The sequence below is a fragment of the Acidovorax facilis genome (assembly GCF_050626955.1).
GTDB lineage: Bacteria > Pseudomonadota > Gammaproteobacteria > Burkholderiales > Burkholderiaceae_C > Acidovorax > Acidovorax facilis.
The window spans coordinates 606,381-626,449 of sequence record NZ_CP192460.1; the positions used below are offsets into that span (position 1 = coordinate 606,381).

General features: G+C 65.3%; 18 protein-coding genes and 1 tRNA gene. 12 read left to right on the plus strand and 7 right to left on the minus strand.

The window, feature by feature from the left end; all coding sequences use genetic code 11:
* Positions 1-209 precede the first annotated feature (209 nt).
* The 4 genes from ACQ4MJ_RS02765 to ACQ4MJ_RS02780 form a co-directional block, all read right to left on the minus strand.
* Positions 210-1,442 carry a multidrug effflux MFS transporter gene (locus ACQ4MJ_RS02765; protein ID WP_121420846.1) on the minus strand — a complete coding sequence of 411 codons (1,233 nt, stop codon included), beginning with the start codon at positions 1,440-1,442 and terminating at the stop codon, positions 210-212.
* Positions 1,443-1,527: 85 nt separating this feature from the next.
* The gene (gene bcsZ / locus ACQ4MJ_RS02770) at positions 1,528-2,598 is read right to left on the minus strand and encodes a cellulose synthase complex periplasmic endoglucanase BcsZ (RefSeq protein WP_431150205.1); all 1,071 of its coding nucleotides are present in this window, start codon (positions 2,596-2,598) and stop codon (positions 1,528-1,530) included.
* 323 nt (positions 2,599-2,921) lie between these two features.
* Positions 2,922-2,997 (minus strand) — tRNA-Lys (locus ACQ4MJ_RS02775).
* An 84-nt stretch (positions 2,998-3,081) separates the two neighbouring features.
* Positions 3,082-3,966 carry an NAD(P)-dependent oxidoreductase gene (locus ACQ4MJ_RS02780; RefSeq protein ID WP_431150202.1) on the minus strand — a complete coding sequence of 295 codons (885 nt, stop codon included), beginning with the start codon at positions 3,964-3,966 and terminating at the stop codon, positions 3,082-3,084.
* A gap of 129 nt (positions 3,967-4,095) precedes the next feature.
* On the opposite strand from ACQ4MJ_RS02780, the gene ACQ4MJ_RS02785 reads away from it, so the two are divergent.
* Entirely contained in the window at positions 4,096-4,977 is an 882-nt protein-coding gene (locus ACQ4MJ_RS02785) for an alpha/beta hydrolase (RefSeq protein ID WP_218300486.1), read from the plus strand.
* 30 nt (positions 4,978-5,007) lie between these two features.
* Here the strand turns inward: ACQ4MJ_RS02785 and ACQ4MJ_RS02790 are convergent, their stop codons facing one another.
* Entirely contained in the window at positions 5,008-5,985 is a 978-nt protein-coding gene (locus ACQ4MJ_RS02790; protein WP_121505680.1) for a GMP reductase, read from the minus strand.
* 225 nt (positions 5,986-6,210) lie between these two features.
* A complete protein-coding gene (locus ACQ4MJ_RS02795; protein ID WP_431150201.1) occupies positions 6,211-6,930 on the minus strand; it encodes a hypothetical protein in 720 nt (239 codons plus the stop codon).
* Positions 6,931-6,974: 44 nt separating this feature from the next.
* On the opposite strand from ACQ4MJ_RS02795, the gene ACQ4MJ_RS02800 reads away from it, so the two are divergent.
* Both ACQ4MJ_RS02800 and ACQ4MJ_RS02805 read left to right on the plus strand, forming a co-directional pair.
* Positions 6,975-9,428 carry a UvrD-helicase domain-containing protein gene (locus ACQ4MJ_RS02800; RefSeq protein WP_121420840.1) on the plus strand — a complete coding sequence of 818 codons (2,454 nt, stop codon included), beginning with the start codon at positions 6,975-6,977 and terminating at the stop codon, positions 9,426-9,428.
* Positions 9,425-9,982, plus strand: coding sequence for an AAA family ATPase (locus ACQ4MJ_RS02805; protein ID WP_431150199.1), 558 nt, complete (start codon positions 9,425-9,427; stop codon positions 9,980-9,982). The genes ACQ4MJ_RS02800 and ACQ4MJ_RS02805 overlap by 4 nt, the downstream gene beginning before the upstream one ends.
* Positions 9,983-9,992: 10 nt before the next feature.
* On the opposite strand, the gene ACQ4MJ_RS02810 is transcribed toward ACQ4MJ_RS02805, so the two are convergent.
* Complete coding sequence (locus tag ACQ4MJ_RS02810) at positions 9,993-10,607, minus strand: hypothetical protein (protein WP_431150198.1); 615 nt, start codon at positions 10,605-10,607, stop codon at positions 9,993-9,995.
* A 376-nt stretch (positions 10,608-10,983) separates the two neighbouring features.
* On the opposite strand from ACQ4MJ_RS02810, the gene ACQ4MJ_RS02815 reads away from it, so the two are divergent.
* The 9 genes from ACQ4MJ_RS02815 to ACQ4MJ_RS02855 all read left to right on the plus strand — a co-directional run bounded on the left by ACQ4MJ_RS02815 (position 10,984) and on the right by ACQ4MJ_RS02855 (position 19,820).
* Positions 10,984-11,343 (plus strand): hypothetical protein, encoded by a 360-nt coding sequence (locus ACQ4MJ_RS02815; protein ID WP_431150197.1) that lies wholly within the window; start codon positions 10,984-10,986, stop codon positions 11,341-11,343.
* A 295-nt stretch (positions 11,344-11,638) separates the two neighbouring features.
* Positions 11,639-15,139: a beta strand repeat-containing protein gene (locus ACQ4MJ_RS02820; protein ID WP_431153121.1), complete on the plus strand. Its 3,501-nt coding sequence runs from the start codon at positions 11,639-11,641 to the stop codon at positions 15,137-15,139.
* 60 nt (positions 15,140-15,199) lie between these two features.
* Positions 15,200-15,658 (plus strand): hypothetical protein, encoded by a 459-nt coding sequence (locus ACQ4MJ_RS02825; RefSeq protein WP_431150195.1) that lies wholly within the window; start codon positions 15,200-15,202, stop codon positions 15,656-15,658.
* A gap of 77 nt (positions 15,659-15,735) precedes the next feature.
* Positions 15,736-16,890: a hypothetical protein gene (locus ACQ4MJ_RS02830; protein WP_431150193.1), complete on the plus strand. Its 1,155-nt coding sequence runs from the start codon at positions 15,736-15,738 to the stop codon at positions 16,888-16,890.
* A complete protein-coding gene (locus ACQ4MJ_RS02835) occupies positions 16,887-17,687 on the plus strand; it encodes a sel1 repeat family protein (RefSeq protein WP_431150190.1) in 801 nt (266 codons plus the stop codon). The genes ACQ4MJ_RS02830 and ACQ4MJ_RS02835 overlap by 4 nt, the downstream gene beginning before the upstream one ends.
* 76 nt (positions 17,688-17,763) lie before the next feature.
* Entirely contained in the window at positions 17,764-18,213 is a 450-nt protein-coding gene (locus tag ACQ4MJ_RS02840) for a hypothetical protein (RefSeq protein WP_431150188.1), read from the plus strand.
* Between the two features lie 61 nt (positions 18,214-18,274).
* Positions 18,275-18,859 (plus strand): hypothetical protein, encoded by a 585-nt coding sequence (locus ACQ4MJ_RS02845; RefSeq protein ID WP_431150187.1) that lies wholly within the window; start codon positions 18,275-18,277, stop codon positions 18,857-18,859.
* A 32-nt stretch (positions 18,860-18,891) separates the two neighbouring features.
* The gene (locus tag ACQ4MJ_RS02850) at positions 18,892-19,563 is read left to right on the plus strand and encodes an OmpA family protein (protein ID WP_431173690.1); all 672 of its coding nucleotides are present in this window, start codon (positions 18,892-18,894) and stop codon (positions 19,561-19,563) included.
* A 2-nt stretch (positions 19,564-19,565) separates the two neighbouring features.
* A complete protein-coding gene (locus ACQ4MJ_RS02855) occupies positions 19,566-19,820 on the plus strand; it encodes a zinc ribbon domain-containing protein (RefSeq protein WP_431150183.1) in 255 nt (84 codons plus the stop codon).
* Positions 19,821-20,069: the final 249 nt, after the last annotated feature.

Here is a 20,069-nt window from a genome sequence, read left to right on the forward strand (position 1 = left end):
GCTTCGCCAGGGTGACTACTGTGCCTTTACCTGTGCCTCTACCGCCTTGAACGCTTCGACATCGACAAACTTGCCAAGCTTCCAGTTAGGCTGGGCTTTGTACTCGGGCGCCTGGAATCCCACTCTCGCGGGTGCGCACTGACTTGGCGGGGCGTAGAGTGAGGTCTCATTGTTGCTAGCGCGCAGGGCAATTCACGAACGCCAGGGGCTCAACCTGGCGTTGCAGTCCTTCCAATATCGGGCCAGCGATGGTGCAGATAGATCCAAGCCATCATGCCCACGCACATCATGAGCAGCGATGCGAAGGCCAGCAAGACCGTTGAGTGCATTACCAAAGGGACCAGGATGCCCGCCACAATGCCGTTCGCAGTAGAGCCGACAAACGCTTGCATGGACGAGGCCATGCCGCGGCGCTCGGGGTGAAGGTCCAGCACCAGCAGGGTCACTACCGGCACCATCAGTGCCCAGCCAAACGCAAAGACCGCAATCGGCAGCAGTGACCAGGCCGCGTGCACGGGAAAGAGCAGATTAGCTCCCAGATTGAAGACGGCTACGGTAAACATGATCACAAAGCCGTGCCGTATCTGTCGTTTTGGAGCGATCTTGCCGGCCAGACGCCCGCTCAGCCACGCGCCGCCCATGATGCCCGAAATGGTCAGTAGAAAGAACCAGAAGAACTGCGTGGGGGCTAGTGCAAGGTGTTCGCCCAGAAAGGCAGGTGCTGCCAGTACGTACAGGAACATCCCATTGAATGGAACGCCGCTTGCGAGCGCCAGCAGCACAAATCGAGGGCTTGACCCCAGCTGCCAGTACCCCCGCATCAGATGGGGCACATTGAACGGCTGGCGATGCTCGGCCTGCAATGTTTCGGGCAGGAGCCTGAAGTTTGCGACCCAGAGCACCACACCCACGCAGGTCAGAAACCAGAAGATGCTGTGCCAGCCTGCATGTACAAAGAGCCAGCCGCCCACGATGGGAGCGATGGCTGGGGCTATGCCAAAGTAGATTGTCACTTGGCTCATCACCTGCTGCGCGCGCGCTGGGGGAAACATGTCGCGGATGACCGCACGCGACACCACAATGCCTGCGCCCGTAGACAAGCCCTGCAATGCCCTGAACGCTATGAGCTGGCCGATGCTTTGTGACAGCGCGCATCCAGCCGAGGCCAGCGTGAACATGGCGATCCCGCACAGGACCACCGGTCGCCGGCCAAAGCTGTCTGCGAGTGCTCCATGGAAGAGGTTCATGAACGCAAAACCAAAGAGATAGGCCGAAAGGGTCTGTTGCATCTCCACCGGGGTGGCGCCCAGGGCACTGGCAATGCCTGTGAAGGCAGGTATGTAGGTGTCAATCGAGAAAGGCCCCAGCATGCCCAGTACGGCGAGGAGGGCAGCGAGGGTCCATTGGGGCGCGCGCCAAAGTGTGTGGGCGTTGGGATTCATCGGGTGGGCAACGGGTAGAACATCGGGCAGGGGCAGGGGGGGGCTCGGACAGGACCGATGACGGCCGTTGCGGCAAGAGCCGCTGTCAGGGCTTGGTTCTCTGCGGCAGGAGTTGACCCCCGGATGAAAACCGGTACCTCCCCTCCATCCAGCCCAGTCCGAACAGGGCCAGAGTCTGTTCATAGTACGCCGTGGATCGCACGGGATTCGCGACGAGACGGCTGAGCTGCGCTTTCAATGCAGCACTATCGCCTTGCGCCTGCAAAAAGGGCAGCATCGCTGCCGTAAAGCCTGCCGGACCGGGGCCTGAGCCCTGTCCTGTCAGTACATCAATCGATTCAGGTGGGTACCCCTGTTCGCGCACGTATCTCGCCATGGGGGCCAATGCAGAAAGCAAGGGCTTGCGGCCAGGTGCGGCAGGGTGCAGCATGCCTGCCCACAGGTAGACGCGAATCGCGTTGTAGGCGCCCTGGCCTTTTTCCTTGCCTTTGTCGTCAATGAGAAAGCCTTGCCGTGCGTCGTACAAGGTCCAATCAGGGGCGTAGCCTTTGGGGGAGGCTCCCACGATGATTTTTTCAGAACTTTGAATGAGCTGCCTCCAGGCAGGGAGGGGGTAGAGCGTGGCCAGCCGTTGCATGACCTGCAACGGCATATAGCTTGGGTTGAGTTTCCATCGGCCTTCGGCCTCCACAAAGCCGCTTGGCGCAGGGAGCAGGCTCGTCCCCAGGCCAGGGAGGTCTGCGGTCTCCTCTGCAATGATGCGGGCGGCCAGACGAGCCCCCAAGGCGCGATATTGCGGGGCGTCCCACAGGCGTGCCGCCTCGCCCAAGACATAGGCAATCCAGATGTCAGCGTCGGAGGCCGCATTGTTGTCAATAACGCCCCAGGTTCCGTCCGGCCGACGGCCCCACAGCCACGCGGGCAGGCGTGCGCCCAGGTCTCCGCCGCTCAGGTTGTTCTCGGTCCAGCGCAGGAGGGTGTCGAAACCCTTGCGGTCATTGGCGACCAGGGCAAAGAAAAGTCCGTAAGCTTGGCCTTCCGAGTAGGTGCGCCCTCCCTCCCCGTCGTCCGAGATCACCCGGCCTTCCTCGCTGGTGAATTGGGCCTTGAAGGTATCCCAGGCAGGCCATTGACCGCCGCGCGCCAAACCCGCCACTGCTCGCTCCTGCCCTTGCGCGCGTGACAGCGTGGCGGGCGCGAGCAGGCTCAGTCCTGTGAGAAGTGCTGTCCGCCTCAGGAGCATTGGAGTCATAAAAATCCTCGTGTTGCATTACCAACAGGAACGGGTTCTTCTGGATAGCCTATGGTGCACAGCGCATATGTGCGAGCAAGATGAGGTTATTTTGTAACCTGAAGATGCTGCTGAGAGCGGAGCCAGCCGAGGAAGGGGCGTGTCGCGCCTCTGTCGTAGCCAGAAAAACAAAAAAGCCGACGCTACATTGAAGTAGCACCGGCTTTGTGCGCCTTGCGGCTTTTGTTTGGTGGGTCCTGAGTGACTCGAACACTCGACCTACGGATTAAGAGTCCGCTGCTCTACCAACTGAGCTAAGAACCCAAACTTTTTATAAATCTGTCTGCATTGCTGCAGAGCCTCGAATTATGCACTAGTTTTTTGTGGCTTGGCAAGCAACCCAGAAAATTATTGCATGGCATTGCGGCTGGCGAGTTCGACAAACAGGCCACTGTGGTCCAGTTCACCCAAGCCATGATCTACGCCTTCGGCATAGAGGGTCTCGAACAGGGCTGTGATGGGCGCGTCGAAGCCGATCTCGCCGGCCGTCGCCAGGGCGTTGCGCATGTCCTTGAGCTGCACTGCCATGCGGCCGCGTGGGGCAAAGTCACGCTCCACCATGCGCTGGCCATGCAGTTGCAGGATGCGGCTGTCTGCAAAACCTCCCTGAATGGCTTCGCGCACCTTGGCCATGTCTGCGCCGCCCTTGGCTGCAAACAGCAATGCCTCGGCCACCGCGCCGATGGTGATGCCCACGATCATCTGGTTGGCCAACTTGGTGAGCTGGCCCGCGCCGTGCGGGCCCACATGGGTGGCGCGGCCGCAGGCGGCGAACACGGGCTGGGCCTGCGCAAAGTCTTCAGGGCGCCCGCCCACCAGGATGGCGAGCGTGCCGTTTTCTGCTCCCACCGTCCCACCTGATACAGGTGCATCCAGGTGGGCCAGGCCCATCTCGCCCAGGCGGGCGGCGTGGTCCCGTGCTTCGCGGGGCTGGATGGAGGCCATGTCGATGAAGAGGGCGCCTTTGCGCATCGCCTTGGCCGTTCCGGACTCGAACAGGACGTGTCCTACGACAGGGCCGTTTTCCAGCAGGCTGATCACCATATCGGCGTTCTGGACCGCTTCGTTGGGCGAGGCGTGGACGGTGATGCCAAACGCTGTCAGGGGCTCCGCCTTGGCTCGGGTACGGTTCCACACCTGGACCTGATGGCCGGCTTCCTTGAGGCGGCGTGCGATGGGGCGGCCCATCATGCCAATGCCCAGGACTGCAATGCGAAGCGGGGTAGTGGTCATGGCGTCATTCATCCGGGATCGTTGTCTCTGTGTGCATCATGTGCCTTTTTGGTGCATCACCCTGTCACGGAGCTTGCAGCATGGCTAGATTGGAATGATGATGCCGCACAGCCTCAGGAGACCCTACCCATGACCTTGCCCCTGCATGACCCCGCCTGGCTGGAGCGCATGTACAACAACCGTGCTCTGGTGCCCGACCACATGGACTACCTGCAGCGCTGGGCACGGGATTCTGCGCAGGTGCGGGCCAACGTCCCTTGTGTGCTGGATGTGGCCTATGGCAGCGGTGCAGGGGAAACCCTGGACGTGTTTCCGTCTGCACGTACCACGGGCGGGACGGTGCCTGTTCTGGTGTTCATCCATGGCGGCTACTGGCGGTCGCTCGACAAATCCGATCACTCGTTCATTGCGCCGCCTTTTACCCAGGCCGGTTTTTGTGTGGTGGTGGTGAACTACGCGTTGTGCCCAGGCACCCCCGAGGCGCCGGTGACCATTCCGCACATCGTGCGGCAAATGGAGAAAGCACTGGGTTGGGTGTGGCACCACGTTGCCGCCCATGGGGGCGACCCGAAGCGGATTACCGTGGCAGGGCATTCGGCGGGAGGCCAACTGGCGGCCCTGCTGCTCACCAGTGTGTGGCCGCTGATCGGCGACGGTCTGCCGGATGGGCTGGTGCGCAATGCGCTGTCGATCTCCGGGGTCCACGATCTGGAGCCCATTATGCACACCCCCATGTACCAGACGGTGCTGAACCTCACGGAGCAGCAAGTGCTGCAGTGCAGCCCGGCGCGCCTGCTGGAGCCCGCCATCGGTACGCTCTATTGCGCCGTGGGGGCGGATGAAAGCCCCGAGTTCCTACGGCAGAACCAGTTGATGCAGAACGCCTGGGGCAGCCACTTCGTGCCCCGTAGCGTGGCATTACCCGGACTGCACCACTTCAGCATCGTCGATGCCCTGGCCCAGCCGGGGCACGACCTGCACCACATGGCGCAGAACCTGCTGCGGGCCTGACCTCGCGTTGATCTCGGCCCGGTTGCTGGTTTACATCAGCAGGTGCTCACCCGCGTTGTCGCCGCCCAGGATCACATAGTTGACCTTGCGCACGTCCATCAGCTTGGTGCCGCCAGCGTAGCTGATGGAGCTTTGCACATCCTGCTCCATCTCGATCAGCGTCTCGGCCAGCTTGCCCTTGATGGGCTCCAGGATGCGCTTGCCTTCCACGTGCTTGTACTCGCCCTTGTTGAAGTCGCTGGCTGAGCCGTAGTACTCCTTGAACAGAGCGCCGTCCACCTCCACCGTCTTGCCGGGGGACTCTTCATGGCCTGCGAACAGCGAGCCGATCATCACCATGCTGGCGCCAAAACGGATGCTCTTGGCGATGTCGCCATGGCTGCGGATGCCGCCGTCGGCAATGATGGGTTTGGTGGCCACGCGGGCACACCACTTGAGGGCAGATAGCTGCCAGCCGCCCGTGCCAAAGCCGGTCTTGAGTTTGGTGATGCACACCTTGCCCGGGCCCACGCCTACCTTGGTCGCGTCGGCGCCCCAGTTTTCCAGGTCGATGATGGCTTCAGGCGTGGCCACATTGCCAGCAATCACAAACGCCTTGGGCAGGTGCTGCTTGAGGTAGCCAATCATGTTCTTCACGCTGTCGGCATGCCCATGGGCGATGTCGATGGTGATGTATTCGGGCGTGAGGCCCAGGGCCACCAACTGGTCCACGGTGTCGTAGTCGGGTCGTTTGACGCCCAGTGAGATCGAGGCGTAGCAGCCCTTGGCGTGCATGTCCTTGACGAACTGAATGTTGTCCAGGTCAAACCGGTGCATGACATAGAAGTAGCCGTTCTGGGCCATCCAGGTACAGATCTTTTCGTCCACCACCGTTTTCATGTTGGCGGGTACCACGGGGATGCGGAACGAGCGGCCGCCCAACTCCACACTGGCGTCGCATTCCGAGCGGCTTTCCACGCGGCATTTGCGGGGCAGCAGCAAAACGTTGTCGTAATCGAAGATTTCCATGAGATTCCAAGCTCCTTTGAAAAGGTCGCCTGCGAAGGATTTCGCGGGCGTGGGCGCTTGGCTTGGGACCGGCTTTGTGGGCACTGGCGTGGTGGCCAGCTCCGAACCCCGCAGATTGCGCGGGCACAAAAAACCGGGCGTCAAGAAACTTGGGCCCGGTGATTGATTCTACCCGCCTGCCTGGCAGACCCTATAACCGTGCGGGTATGACCGTTATCACCGATGTCATCGGCAGGTGGACTGCGCAGCCGCCAGGACGCTGCCCTGGGCGTCCTGCACCCAGCCCACCATGCGCAGCCGCTCGGCCTGTGCGCCTTCCGGGATGCGCATGGACCGGGTTTCCATCCATTTCACTAGCTCTTTTTTTGATAGCTTGTCGCGCTTTTCCCACGTGCCGTGGAGCATGTTTCGAACCATACTTCGTGCCACTTTCGTGCCTTCGGTGCCTGCAGGCACGGATTCGACAAGCAGCAGGTAAAAGTCCATGGCTCCGGGCGTTGCGACGTTGCGCTGCGCAGCGCGCTGCAGGGGCGTGAACGCGATGGCCGCGCCCAGGTAGTCGTTGAACGGCATGCCGTGGGCCACGCGCAGGCGGGCGGGCGTGGCGGCCTCGATGGCGGCAGTGTGCACATCGGTGGCGGCAGGGGGCTTGCGGCCCAGGGCCTGCAGGCGGGCCAGGGCGTCGTTGGTGGCGGCGGCCGACAAGGGCGCTTCGTCACCTGCCTTGCCCGGCACGATCCAGTCCAGCACCGCCACGCCCGCCGTGGCAGAGGGCGCGGGGGTGGTCGCATCGCTCCAGCAGACTTCGCAGTCGGCACTGATGAAGCGCTCGAAAATGGCCACGGGCTGTGGGATGCCGTCACTGCTGCAGCTGGCCTGGGCCAGCGCTGAGGCTGTGTAAGTGAGGACCAGGACGCTGGCCAGGGTGCGGGCAATGTTTTTCATGGTCGGGTGGGGGAGGGTGCCGGGGCGCTTTCTACAATGGCCGCATGTTCCCACAAGACCCGTTCCCGGGTGCACCCGAAGCCTTGGTGCCCCCACACGCTGCTGCGGCCTCGGCTGCATCGCCCCTCCTGGCCAATCTGAACGACGAGCAACTGGCGGCCGTCACGCTGCCCGCAGGCCACGCACTGATACTGGCGGGCGCAGGCTCGGGCAAGACGCGTGTGCTCACCACCCGCATTGCCTGGCTGCTGCAAAACGGCTATGCCACGCCCGGTGGCATTCTGGCTGTCACTTTCACGAACAAGGCCGCCAAGGAGATGGTGGCGCGTTTGTCCGCCATGCTGCCAGTGAACGTGCGTGGCATGTGGATCGGCACCTTCCACGGCCTGTGCAATCGCCTTTTGCGCGCGCACCACAAGGCGGCGGGCCTGTCGCAGTCCTTTCAAATTCTGGACACGCAAGACCAGCTCTCGGCCATCAAGCGCCTGTGCAAGCAGCACAACGTGGACGACGAGCGTTTTCCGCCCAAACAGCTGGCGTATTTCATTGCCAATTGCAAGGAAGAAGGCCTGCGCCCCGCCAACGTGGAGGCGCACGACAGCGACTCGCGCAAGAAGGTCGAGATCTACCAGCTGTACGAAGAGCAATGCCAGCGCGAAGGCGTGGTGGACTTTGGCGAGCTGATGCTGCGCAGCTACGAGCTGCTGCGCGACAACGACCCGATCCGCGAGCACTACCAGCGCCGGTTTCAGCACATCCTGGTGGACGAGTTTCAGGACACGAACAAGCTGCAGTACGCCTGGCTCAAGCAGCTGGCGGGCAACGAGGTGGGCGGGCGCTTTGAAGCGCGCGGCAGCGTGATTGCCGTGGGCGACGACGACCAGAGCATCTACGCCTTTCGCGGTGCGCGCGTGGGCAACATGACCGACTTTGTGCGCGAGTTTGATGTGCAGCGCCAGATCAAGCTGGAGCAGAACTACCGCAGCTACAGCAACATTCTTGATTCGGCCAACGCCCTCATCAGCCACAACAGCCGCCGCCTGGGCAAGAACCTGCGCACCACACAGGGTGCGGGCGAGCCCGTGCGCGTGTACGAAGCCAGCTCCGACCTGGCGGAGGCGCAGTGGATGGTCGATGAGATCAAGCAACTCGTGCGCAACGACGGCTTTGAGCGCAAGGAAATCGCCGTGCTATACCGCAGCAATGCGCAAAGCCGGGTGATCGAATCGGCACTGTTCAATGCCAGCGTGCCCTACCGCGTGTACGGCGGTCTGCGCTTCTTCGAGCGCGCCGAAATCAAGCATGCGCTGGCCTACCTGCGCCTGCTGGAGAACCCACACGATGACACCAGCTTCACGCGCGTCGTCAACTTTCCGCCGCGTGGCATTGGCGCGCGCAGCATCGAAGTGCTGCAGGACGCGGCCCGCGCCGCAGGTTGCTCGCTGCACGACGCGGTGAGCGCCGTGCCCGGCAAGGCGGGCGCCAACCTGGGCGCGTTCGTCGCCATGGTCGATGTGCTGCGCGAGCAGACCCAAGGCCTGAACCTGCGCGGCATCATCGAGCAGATGCTCGAATCCACGGGCTTGGTGGAGCACTTCCGCACGGAGAAGGAAGGTGCCGACCGCATCGAGAACTTGCAGGAACTGGTCAACGCTGCCGAGAGTTTTGTCACGCAGGAAGGATTTGGCCGCGACGCCGTGGCCCTGCCACTGGACGAGCATGGCACGCCGCTCACGCAAAGCGCTGTCAGCCAGGGGCTGGACCCCAACGCACCGGTGCTGGACGAACCCCTGAAGCCCGCCGTGCCGGGCATCGTGGACGCCGACACCGGCGAAACCCTCTCGCCCCTGGCCGCCTTCCTGACCCACGCCGCGCTCGAAGCGGGCGACAACCAGGCCCAGGCCGGGCAAGACGCGGTGCAACTGATGACCGTGCACGCCAGCAAGGGCCTGGAGTTTGACGGCGTGTTCATCGGTGGCATGGAAGAGGGCCTGTTCCCGCACGAGAACTCCGCCAGCGACCGCGACGGCCTGGAGGAAGAACGCCGCCTGATGTACGTGGCTATCACCCGTGCCCGCAAGCGCCTGTACCTGAGCCATTCGCAGACGCGCATGCTGCATGGGCAGACGCGCTACAACATCAAGAGCCGCTTTTTTGACGAGCTGCCTGAGGCCGCGCTCAAGTGGATTACGCCCAAGCAGCAAGGGTTTGGATCGTATGCTCCTAATTCAGGAGCTGGTGGCGTATATCCATCAAGCGCTAGAGGTCAATTTGGCTTTAAATCCGAGACCTTTGCCAGCCCACCCGTCCCGGTGCAGAAGACCGCGCCGTCCCACGGCCTGCGCGCAGGCATCAACGTGTTCCACACCAAGTTCGGCGAAGGCAAGGTGCTGGCCATCGAGGGCACGGGCGACGACGCGCGTGCGCAGGTCAACTTCCCGCGCCACGGCACCAAGTGGCTGGCGCTCAGCGTGGCCAAGTTGACGGTGGTGGATTGAGCGCAGCCATTGCCCCTGCTCCCACCCTTGCTCCCGCCCCGATCCTTGTGGTGCTGGGCGGGCTGCCCGGCGTGGGCAAGAGCACGGTCGCCCGCGCATTGTTGGCGCGCTGGCCTGCGGTGTACATGCGCATCGACACCATCGAGCAGACGCTGCGGGATTCGGGCGTGCTGTTCGCAGGAGAGGTGGGCGCGGCGGGCTACCGGGTGGCCTATGCGTTGGCGCGCACCCAGCTTGCGCTGGGCATGCCGGTGCTCGCGGACTGCGTCAACCCGCTGCCGGTGACGCGCGATGCCTGGCGTGCCGTGGCCCGCGAGGCCCAAGTACCCGTGCTGGAGGTGGAACTGATCTGCTCGGACGTCGCTGAACACCAGCGGCGCGTGGAAACACGGGCCACTGACGTCCCCGGCCTGGTGGCACCCACCTGGCAGGCCGTGCTGCAGCACGACTACTCGGGCTGGGAGCAGGAGTGGCTTGTGGTGGACACGGCGAACAGCAGCGCGGCCGAAGCGGCGCAGCACATCCTGTCGATGCTGCGACCGCTCAGCGCGTAGCCGGAAGTTCTTAAGCTGGCAGGCATTGCGCCGTGGTGTCCGGCAGCGCCAACTTTTCGGCAACCAAGCCTTTGCGTTCGGGCGAGATCAGCGCCCCCAGCCCCTGCATGACCGTGACTTCGGCACCGGCCTCCTTGTCGCGGTAGCACTTGCCGAGCAGGTCCAGGGTGTTCACCAGCGCCTGCGCCTGCGGTGCCGAGGTTTTTGGGAGGGATGCGGCCTGCTGCTTCAGCCAGTCCTCATAGGCCTCCAGGCTGGCGTGCGGGAGCTTGGTGCGCTCGGCCTCGGGAATCATGCTGGCGTACAGGGCCTGGAGGCTTTGTACGCCCGGCTGCCCCATCACCAGCACGGCGTCGTAGCGCGCCTCGTAGGCGCCTTGCCGATAGATCACCTGGTGGATCTGGTAGCGCAGCTTGCCCTTGTCACCCCCCAGTGTGCGGATCAGGTCGCGCGCCGCAGCGCTGTGGCGGTCGCTGGCGAACTGCGCTTCCAGGGCCGACGCAATCTGCGCATCGGTCGGATAGCGGATGGCGCCCAAGGGGTCTGGGGTGGATGAGGGGTTGCACCCCAGCAAGGCACCCGCCATGCCCATATACAAAAAGCCACGAAAGATAATTAATTTCATATTTATGACAATTGAGTGAATGGGATTTGTCTATTTTCAGCGAGGTATAGATTTCAGAATGTTATTACTGGTTTCCTGTTGATTTGAAGTGTAAGAACGTGTTGGATTTTTAGCGTGGTTCTGGACTCCTGGTAACGCGGCCTGGCTGTGGGAATTTCTCAGAATTTCTTGTAAATGCTTGTCCTACATGCCTTATTTTTTCGGCTTCCGCGTGGATCTCCGTGAATGTGGCGTTGTGGATAACCGGATGAAAGTCTCTCCGAACAGAGATCTACATTTCTTTACCGGATGGGTGGATGCCTCCATCAACAATTCGTTCGCAGGCCGCAAGAGGCTGCTCATCGATTAATTTTTAACCCCTGGAAGGATTATTGATATGCGCAAACTTGCCATTACCACCCTTGCCACGCTGGCCTTCACCTGCGGTGCGGCTTTTGCCCAGAGCGGCAACGTGGCGATCCCTGGACTAATCTCGGGCAAAGGGTCGGCAGGCTCTGAGGTGACCAACAGCAAGATCTCCGTCACCGGCAACAAAGCCACCAACGTGATCGCCGGTGGCGGCAAGGCGGGCATCAAGGTGGCCGAGGTGTCCATGGAAGGCGTGGCCAACGTCAACAGCATCAACATCACGGGCTCCAAGATCCGCAACTCGGAGATCACCGTGAGCGGCAACGAAGCCACCGACATCAAGGCCATCGGCGGCACGGCCAACGTCAACAGCATCAACATCAACTAAGAGCGGCCAACAAAACTCACCTGGCGTCGTTGTTCCGTCTGGTCGTACCGCTTGTACTGCCTGCGACGGAACGCCTAGCCAGGGCCGCTGCGCTGAGTTTTGTTGGCTGCTCTAAGCCCTTTGGCCCTGGCGGGCCGCCTTGCCGCCCGGCCCCTGTGGGGCCGATGCGGCAGGCCTTTCCATCCAAAGTCTGTTCGTCGAAAACTGGGAGCTGTGAGTGCACACAACGCGCAAAACGCAACCGCATGAAGCGGCCGCGCTATGGCTGTTTGGTATTTCTGTAGCCTTGGCGCCGATGCGTGCGGGCGCGCAGGAGTCCATGCTCGGCGGGCTGGGGTGGCACAAGAACAGCGCCGGCACGCAGGTGGATGGCAACAGCCAGTTGCAGGTGCTGGGCAACAAATCCTCCGGGCCCGTGGTGTCCACCGGCGGCAAAGGCTCGGCCCTGGCCAATGCCGGCATGCGGGTGGATCTGGCCGGCACCGCGCAGGCCAACGGTATTGGCCTCGCAGCCATGGACGTGCGCCAGTCGCAGGTTCACGTGCTGGGCAACCAGGTCAACGGCTTCATCCACGCGCTGGGCGGCGCTGCCACCGCCAACATGGTGCTGGCAGCCAGCGCGGAAGGCACCAAGCAGCTCACCGCCAGCCGCCTGCTGGTGCAGGGCAATCGCGCGGCCAACATCGCGGCGTTTGGCGCCAAATCCGAGGTGCTGCTGGGCACCGGTTCGCTGCAGATGCCGGGCCGCGCCACGGCCAACAGCGTGCTGCTCGATGCCACCGATGTGCGCAACTCCGATCTGGCGCTGGTGGGCAACGACGCGCGGCGCGTCACGTCCATCGGCGGATCGGCGCTGGCCAATGCGCTCACCGCCGCGCGGTCCACGCTGGTGGACACCCGCATCCTTCAGACGGGCAACCGCGCGCAGGACGTGCGCGCCGGGGGCGGCAGCGGCGGGGTGGGGCGCGGCACCATCGCGCAGGTGAACCTGACCGGCGTGGCGGCTGCCAACGCGGTCACGCTGGCGTCCAGCCAACTCAAGGGCGCCCAGCTGGTGGTGGCCCGCAACGAGGCCAACCAGATCATCGCCACAGGCGGTAGCGCGCTGGCCAACAGCATCAGCTTTACCGAACACCAACTCGCGGGCTCCGCCGGCTACCAGGCGGGGGTGACCGGCAACACCGCCCGCAACGTGCAGGCTTGGGGCGGCGAGGGCTCGATTCTTGGCGGAGCGCTGGCCGATGTGAAGGTGTCCGCCTCCGCCCTGGCCAACACCATCTCCGTCACCCGTGGCGAACTGGCCGAGGGGCCGGTGCACCAGCTGGCGGCCAACGACGCCCGCGATGTGGTGGCGACCGGCGGCGGCGCTGCGGGCAACAGCCTGTGGCTGGACAACGCCACCGTGCGCGGCGGCAGCGTGCTGCTGGCGGGCAACACGGCCGACAAGGTGCGCACGACTGGCGGCAGCGGCAGCATTGGGGGTGGCGCGGTGGGCGCGCTGGAGCGCAATGGCCGCGCCCTGGCCAACACCGTGGTGGCCGACCACCAGTCCACGCTGGAGCGCGCGGCCATCACCGCCACGGGCAACCGGGGCGCGTCGGTGACCGGCGCTGGCGGGCTGGCCGCAGCCAATAGCTTGATGGTGACCGAAGGGCGCGTGCAGAACACGGCCGTTACGCTGGCTGGCAACCGCGCCGACAACGTGCAGTCCACGGGCTATGCCGCGCAGGCGGGCGGCGGATTGCTGTTCTCGGCCAGCCAACAGTCGGCGGCGCTGGCCAACACACTGTCGATCACGGGCTCGCAACTCGATGCCGCCACGCTGACTCTGGCCGGCAACACGGCCTCGCGCCTGTCGGCCCGGGGCGGCGCGCTGCAGGCCAACAGCATTGCTGTTGAAAACGGCTCGGGCGCGCCGTCGCGGCTGTCGGCCGATGGGGTGCTGAGCGGCAACACCGCCAGCGACATGAGCACCACGGCCGATTCAGTGTCGGGCGCTGGCGGGCTGGCCAGCCGCGACAGCCGCGCGCGCGCGGCGGCCAACGCCCTGGTGCTGCACGACGGCGTGCGCGTGGATGCCTCGTCGCCCTGGCTCATTGCTGGCAACACCGTGCGCGGGGTGCACGCCACTGGGGGCACGGCGCTGGTCAATGCGCTGGCAGCCTACCGCAGCGCCACCGTACAAGGCAGCCCGGTGACCATCGTGGGCAACACCGGCCAGGACCTGCGCGCGATGGGCAGCGGCGCGCAGGCGCTGGGCGTGGGCAGCAAGTCTAACGGCGTGCTGGCGGCCAACGGCCTGTACATGGATGGTTCCGGCGCCACGGCGCTGTCGCAAAGCAGCCTGCTGGTGGTGGGCAACACCGCGCGCCAGTTGACTGCCGATGGCGGTCGCATCAATGCCAATGCGCTGTCTGTCAACGCACAGGGCCGCGTGCAAGGCAGCACCGTCACCTTGGCCGGCAACACCGCGTCCGATGTGCGCAGCGAGGGCCGCGAAGGCACCGTGGCCGGCTTTGCCGCATTTGGCAAGGGCGTTGGCCAGGCCAATGCCAACGCGGTGCAGGTGCTGGGCGAGATGCGGGCCGCCAGCGTGCAGCTGCTGGGCAACCAGGCCGGGCGTGTGCAGGCCACCGAGGGTTTGGCGGCGGCCAACAGCGTCTCGCAAGGCGCGGGCGGGCGGGTGCAGGGCGTGCAGGCGCTGGTGGCGGCCAACACGGCCGTGTCCACGCAGGCCGAGCAGGGCAGCACGGCGCTGGCCAACAGCGTGCAGGCCGATGGCACGCTGCAGGGCAGCGCGGTGCAGGTGGTGGCCAACCAGGGCAGTGCGCGGGCGGCCAGCCGCGATGGGCTGGCCAACAGCGTGCGCGCGCAGAGCCGTGGGCGCATTGCCGGCTCCAACGTCACGGTGACGGCCAACCAGGGCTCCGCGCAGCAGGGCACCGCCAACAGCGTGGACGTGGCGGGCACGTTGCAGGGCGGCAGCATCACCATCCTGGGCAACCAGGGCTCGGCGCGCGACGGCGGGGCCATCAACAGCGTGGTGGGCAGTGGCCGCGTCACGGGCAGCCAGATCACCATCCTCGGCAACGGAGGGTCGGCCAATGGCGGCCTGGCCAACAGCGTGCGCGGCGATGGCAGCATCACGGGCTCCAGCATCACCATCCTGGGCAACCAGGCCAGCGCGCAGGGCGGCAGCAGCAAGGTCAACAGTGTCACCGGCTCGGGCTCCATCAAGGGCAGCCAGGTGCTGATCGCCGGCAACACCGGCCGCGCCAGCGGGGGCGGCCTGGTCAACGGCTTGCACAACAGCGGCAGCATCAGCGGGGCGCAGATCGTCGTCACTGGCAACCAGGGCAACGCCACCGGGGGTGGCACGGTCAACAGCGTGGACAACCGGGGCCAGCTGTCGGGCCGCGTGATCATCGCGGGCAACCGGGGCAGCACCACGATGGGAGGCACCGTCAACTCGCTGGTGAACCATGGCGTGATGGCGGGCACGGTGGTGATTGCGGGCAACCAGGGCAATGCGGCCGTGGGCGGCGTGTCCAACTCGGTCATCAACCAGGGCGTCATCACCGGCGCCGTGACCATCGTCGGAAACATGACGGCCGCTGCTGCGGGCATGACCTCGGGCAGCGTGCGCAACGTGGGCGGTGCTATCACCGGCGCGGTGGGCGTGGCGGGCAACACGCCGTTTGCCGCCAACCCGGGCTACACCTACACCCTGCCTTCCATGGGCGTGGTGAACCAGTCGGTCACGGTGCTGCCGGCTTTCAATATTTTGAACATGTAGACCAGGTCGGTGCCTGGACGGGCTCTGCATGCTGGATTTGAAGTGGACCAAGGAGTGATGATGAAAACTCGGAACATGACCTCGCCCCGGCGCGCATGGCGCGCCCTGAGCCTGTGCTGGGGGGCCGGTGCGCTGGCGCTGCTGGGTGCGGGCGCGCAGGCGCAAATGGTGAACTACGGCGAGCAACTGGGCGCCTACAAGGACATGGCCAGCAGCGGCGTGCGGCTCAACGACGGCGTGTACCCGTCGGTGAGCGCCAAGGCGCGTGTGAACCGCGCCATTTCGCAGAACACGCTGGTGGACCAGAGCGCGCTGGTGCAGCCCGACGGCACGCTCAAGCTGCCCGAGGGGCAGAAAAACATCGTGATCCGCTCCTCGTACTCGGATGTGCAGCGCGCCCCGGACGGCACCTTGCGCATCGCCAGCCCGGTGATCCAGGGCAACGTGAACGGCAACGTGACGCTGTACGTCGAAGGCAAGGGGGTGGAGAACATCACGGTCCTTAACTCGGGGCGCTGACCGCCCACGGCTTTCGGTAACGGCGGCCTCGAGAGAGCGGGGCCTTTGATTTCACCCGACAACAAAGAATCATGATGATGAAGAAAACCATGCGATGGGGAGTGCTGGCCCTGGCGGCCGCCCTGGCTGGCTGTGCATCCACCGAGAACGCGCTCAAGGACGCCAACACACTGCTGCAGGAGCGCGAAGCCGACAAGCTCCTGCCTGTCACCAACCTGAGCCCCTATTCCCTCGCGCTGGGCCGCTTCGGGCGCATGCTGGACATCTACAAGGAAGGCGACCCTGTCATCTACATGCAGACGCGCAGCATCCTGGATGCCACCAACCTATCGAGCCCGCTGGTGGGCGCCGAGATTCCCGGCGACATCACAGAGATGGTGCGCACGGCGGTCAACCGCATCGGGGCGCGTGTGGTCTATGTGCCTTACCACCCGGACTACCTGGTGTCGCAGGCGCAATTGGGCGCCAAGTTTGGCGTGACCATGCCCGACTTTCTGATCACCGGCGCACTCACGGAATTTGACCGCGCCATTGCAGGTGCGGGGCGTGTGAATTCGGCGGGCATCGAGTTTGGCAAGGGCGATGGCAAGACCACGCTGGGTGGCGACATCAAGCGCACGGCCATCTATTCGGCCCTGGCGCTGGATTTGAATCTGGTGAGCTTCTCCACCCAGCAAATGGTGCCGCAGGTGCAGGCGTCCAACGTGGTCAAGGTGCTCAACTTCAGCTCCGAAGACAACGCCAGCATTGGCTTTTATGGCGACGCCTTTGGCTTCAAGCTCGAAGGCAAGTACCTGCAGGGGCGCCACTCGGCCATTCGCACGCTGGTGGATCTGAGCGTGCTGGAACTGGTGGGCAAGGCCACCAACACGCCGTACTGGCGCTGCATCCCCAACGGCACGCCCGACCCGGTGGTGGTGGAGAACATGCGTGCCGCCTACAACGGGCTGTCGCCTGAGCTCAAGCTGGGGCTGATCCAGGTCACGCTGCGCAAATACGGCGAGCCGGTGCAGGTCACGCAGAAATACGACGTGGAAACCCGGCAGGCGCTGGAGAAGGTGTATGCAGAGCGCTATGCATCGCTGGGCGCGGTGGACGTGATGACCTGGCAGGGCTTTGAGCCCCTGTTCTTCGGCGTGCCCATGGCCTGGGACACGGCGCAGGCTCCGGCATCGGCGGGTGCGGCCCCGGCAGCGGGCACCACGCCAGTGGGTGCAAAGGCTGGCTCATGATGCGTGGCACATGGATGCGTTACGGGTTGGGCTGCTGGATCGTGGGCGCCGCCTTGCAGGCTCCCGCCCTTGCGCAGCTGCCGCCAGCCGCTCCGGCGGCGCCAGCCCAGCAGCCCACGGCCCCGGGGGCCACTGCCGGCGCGCGCTTCATCGAGTCCTGCAACGAAGCGCTGGAGCGTGGCGTGTCGGAGCTGGGCTGCCAGGGGCCGATTTACCGCAACGAGCTCGAGCGCTTGAAGCGCGAGGCGCTCAGCACCCAGAACCCGCAGCTGCTCTCGTTTGTGGGCGATGCGTACCAGAACCCGCGTTCCGGCCTGGGCGATATGGGTCAGGCCTACCGCTGGTATCTGCTGGCTGCCGTGCGCGGCGACCCCCGCGCCATGCAGCGCCTGACCGAGATGAATCGCAAAGGCCAGGGCGTGCCCAAAGACAACGTGAAGGCGCTGGGCTATGCACGCCTGGTGGAGCGCATGGCGCAGCCCGATGCCGCCACGCAGCGCAACGTGCTGTCGGTCATCAACGAGCTGGGCGCTGAAATGGCGGTGGAAGAGGTGGCGCTGGCCGAGCGTTTTGCCTCCGAGCTGGAAGCCCGCATTCATCGCCAGGCCGCCGCCGATGGCACGGGCCAGGGTGGGGACGCAAGGCCCGCCGCAACAGGCCCCGTCCGGCCGGGATCGGGGTTGCCCGGAATGTCGGCAGTGCCACGCGCTGCACCGGCGGATTCACCCGGTGGTTCCGCGCCTGCCGCCGCGCCCGGCAGCACCTTGCCCGGCATGCCCGGCAAGGCCCCGCCCTGATGGACTGCCGCCAAACCATGGGGGTGCGACGATGTTGATCTTTTCAATCATGGGCCCGACGGGGCCGATACGGCGCATGCTCCGCCGCCGCGGCGCCGTGCTGTTTGCACTGCTTCTTGCCAGTGCCGCAGCGCAGGCGGCGGGGCCGATTGGACCGGTGGGGCCCGTGGGCCCGACCGGGGCCATCGGGCCTGTCGGCCCCGCAGGAGGCGCTGCGGCGGACACCCCCCACCCTAGCCGCCCGAACGCCCAGCCACCGCGCGTAGAGCCTGCGCAGCCCCGGGCCCGCGCTGCGGGCGCTGGCAACCGCATCGAGGTGTCAGGCAACACCGCGACGGGCACGGGCTGCGCTGCGGATGGCGGCGCATCTGTCAACAGTGTGGACATTGCAGGCGCCCGCCTGGAAGGCCGCACGTTGATCGTGCAGGGGCACAACGCGAACGACGTGCGCACGCGCGATTGCTCGCCCCACGCACCACCGGGCCAGGGCGCCGCAGGCCAGACCAACAGCGTTCGCATTCGCTGAGCGCCACCCCCGCCCGGCACGCTCGTGCCCCCCAAAACTTGTACCAGGAGCATCAGACACCATGACCTCATCACCTGCCGCCCGGGCGCCTTGGCACCGAGGTATCGCCCTTGCCATGCTGACCACCGCCGTTTTGCTCACCGCGTGCAAAGAACGAGCACCCGAGCCGGTTGCCGCAGCGCCCGCCCCCGTTGCCAGCCCACCGCCAGCGGCCAGCCCCGCGCCAGGCCCGGCGGCAGCCGCCCCGGCACCGGCCGGCGCTGCGCCCGTGAAGTTGCCGCTGTCCATTCAGGGCGTGGCCGCTGCAGGCGTCACGGTGCGCGTGAAAGCCGTGGAGATCGGCGCGGACGCCACGGTGCTGGATGTCAGCATCTCGTTCGCCAACCGCATCACCGACACCACCATGCTGGCCCTGGCCGACACCTACCTGCAGGATGAAAGCGGCGCCCGCCTGCACATCAAGAGGCCCGACAACAACCGCGACATCACCATCCGCGAGGGCGAGACGCTGGACGGCCAACTGGTCTTCATGGGCGCCGTGGCACCGACGGCCCGCAAGCTCAAGCTCGTGTTCAATGACGGCAACCAGGGCGACAACATCGTGGCGCCGGGGTTGGTGATCGACCTGCCACTGCAGGGCGGCTGATGGTGCGCCAGCGATGGGCGGTGGTGGCCGCGATGGCAGCGCTCTTGGTGTCTGCCGCAGCGTGGCCGGTGCACGCGCTGGAGGTGGTGCGCAGCGGCCGGTCACTCGCGGCCGTGCCCACGCAGCTGACCTCGGCACCGGGCGCGCCGTCGACCGCGTTGTCCGCGCAGGGTGCCGCAGGTGGCTCGGTCAGCAGCACGCGCGACACCACGCTGCAGCGCAGCGGTGGCCCGCAGACCATCCTGCGCGAAGCCGAGGTGCCCAAGGCGCGGCTGGCGCAAACGCGCGCGCTGCTGGTGGAGCTCAAGGCCCGGTCCACGCCCGACCAGGCCATCTCCATCGACCTCCCGGCCGACGTGCTGTTTGACTTTGACAAGTCCGAGCTGCGCGCTGATGCGGCGGCGCCGCTGCACAAAGCAGGCGAGCTCATCAAGAGCTACGCCACAGCCCCGCTCACGGTGCTGGGCCACACCGACGGCAAGGGCACCGACGCTTACAACGATGCACTGTCGCTGCGCCGTGCCGAAGCCGTGGCCCGCGCGCTGCACTCGCAGACCGGACGGCAGGCCAGCGTGCAGGGGCTGGGCAAGCGCCAACCGGTGGCGCCCAACACCACGCCGGAGGGGCGTGATGACCCCCAGGGGCGCCAGCTGAACCGGCGCGTGCAGATTCTCATTGGCCTGCCCCACAAGGAGGGACGGTAACCATGGCACTCATGCGATGTCCCGAATGCGCGAAAGAGGTGTCGTCCCACGCGCCCGCGTGCCCCGCCTGCGGCTACCCGCTGCAGGCCAGGGTTGCGCCACCGCCTGCCGACGCCCCGCACGCCCTGCAGTCGCCCCACCTGTGGGGCCGCGTCGCCATGGTGCTGGGCGCGTGGCTGATCACGCCGTGGATCGCCAGGCTGATCGTGGCGCTGGCGGTGTGTGTGCTGGCGTATTTCATGTTCACCGGGCGTTGATGACAGGCGCGCTCCGTGCGCCGCCGTCACCTCGCCGACGCAGCGTGGTGCCCCAAAAATGAGTCAAATTGGCCGCTAGCGCTTTTTGGTAAAGCGCTGGAAGCTATTATTTTTGAAATCAACGATCCGCAGCTATCCGTGCGGTATGCGCCATGCGGCCAGCGCCTTCAGCACCGCATGCAGTCGCCATGGGGGGCAAGCGCCCGGGCGCTATGTGCGCAAGCGATCAGGGTGATGTGTGCGAGGTGA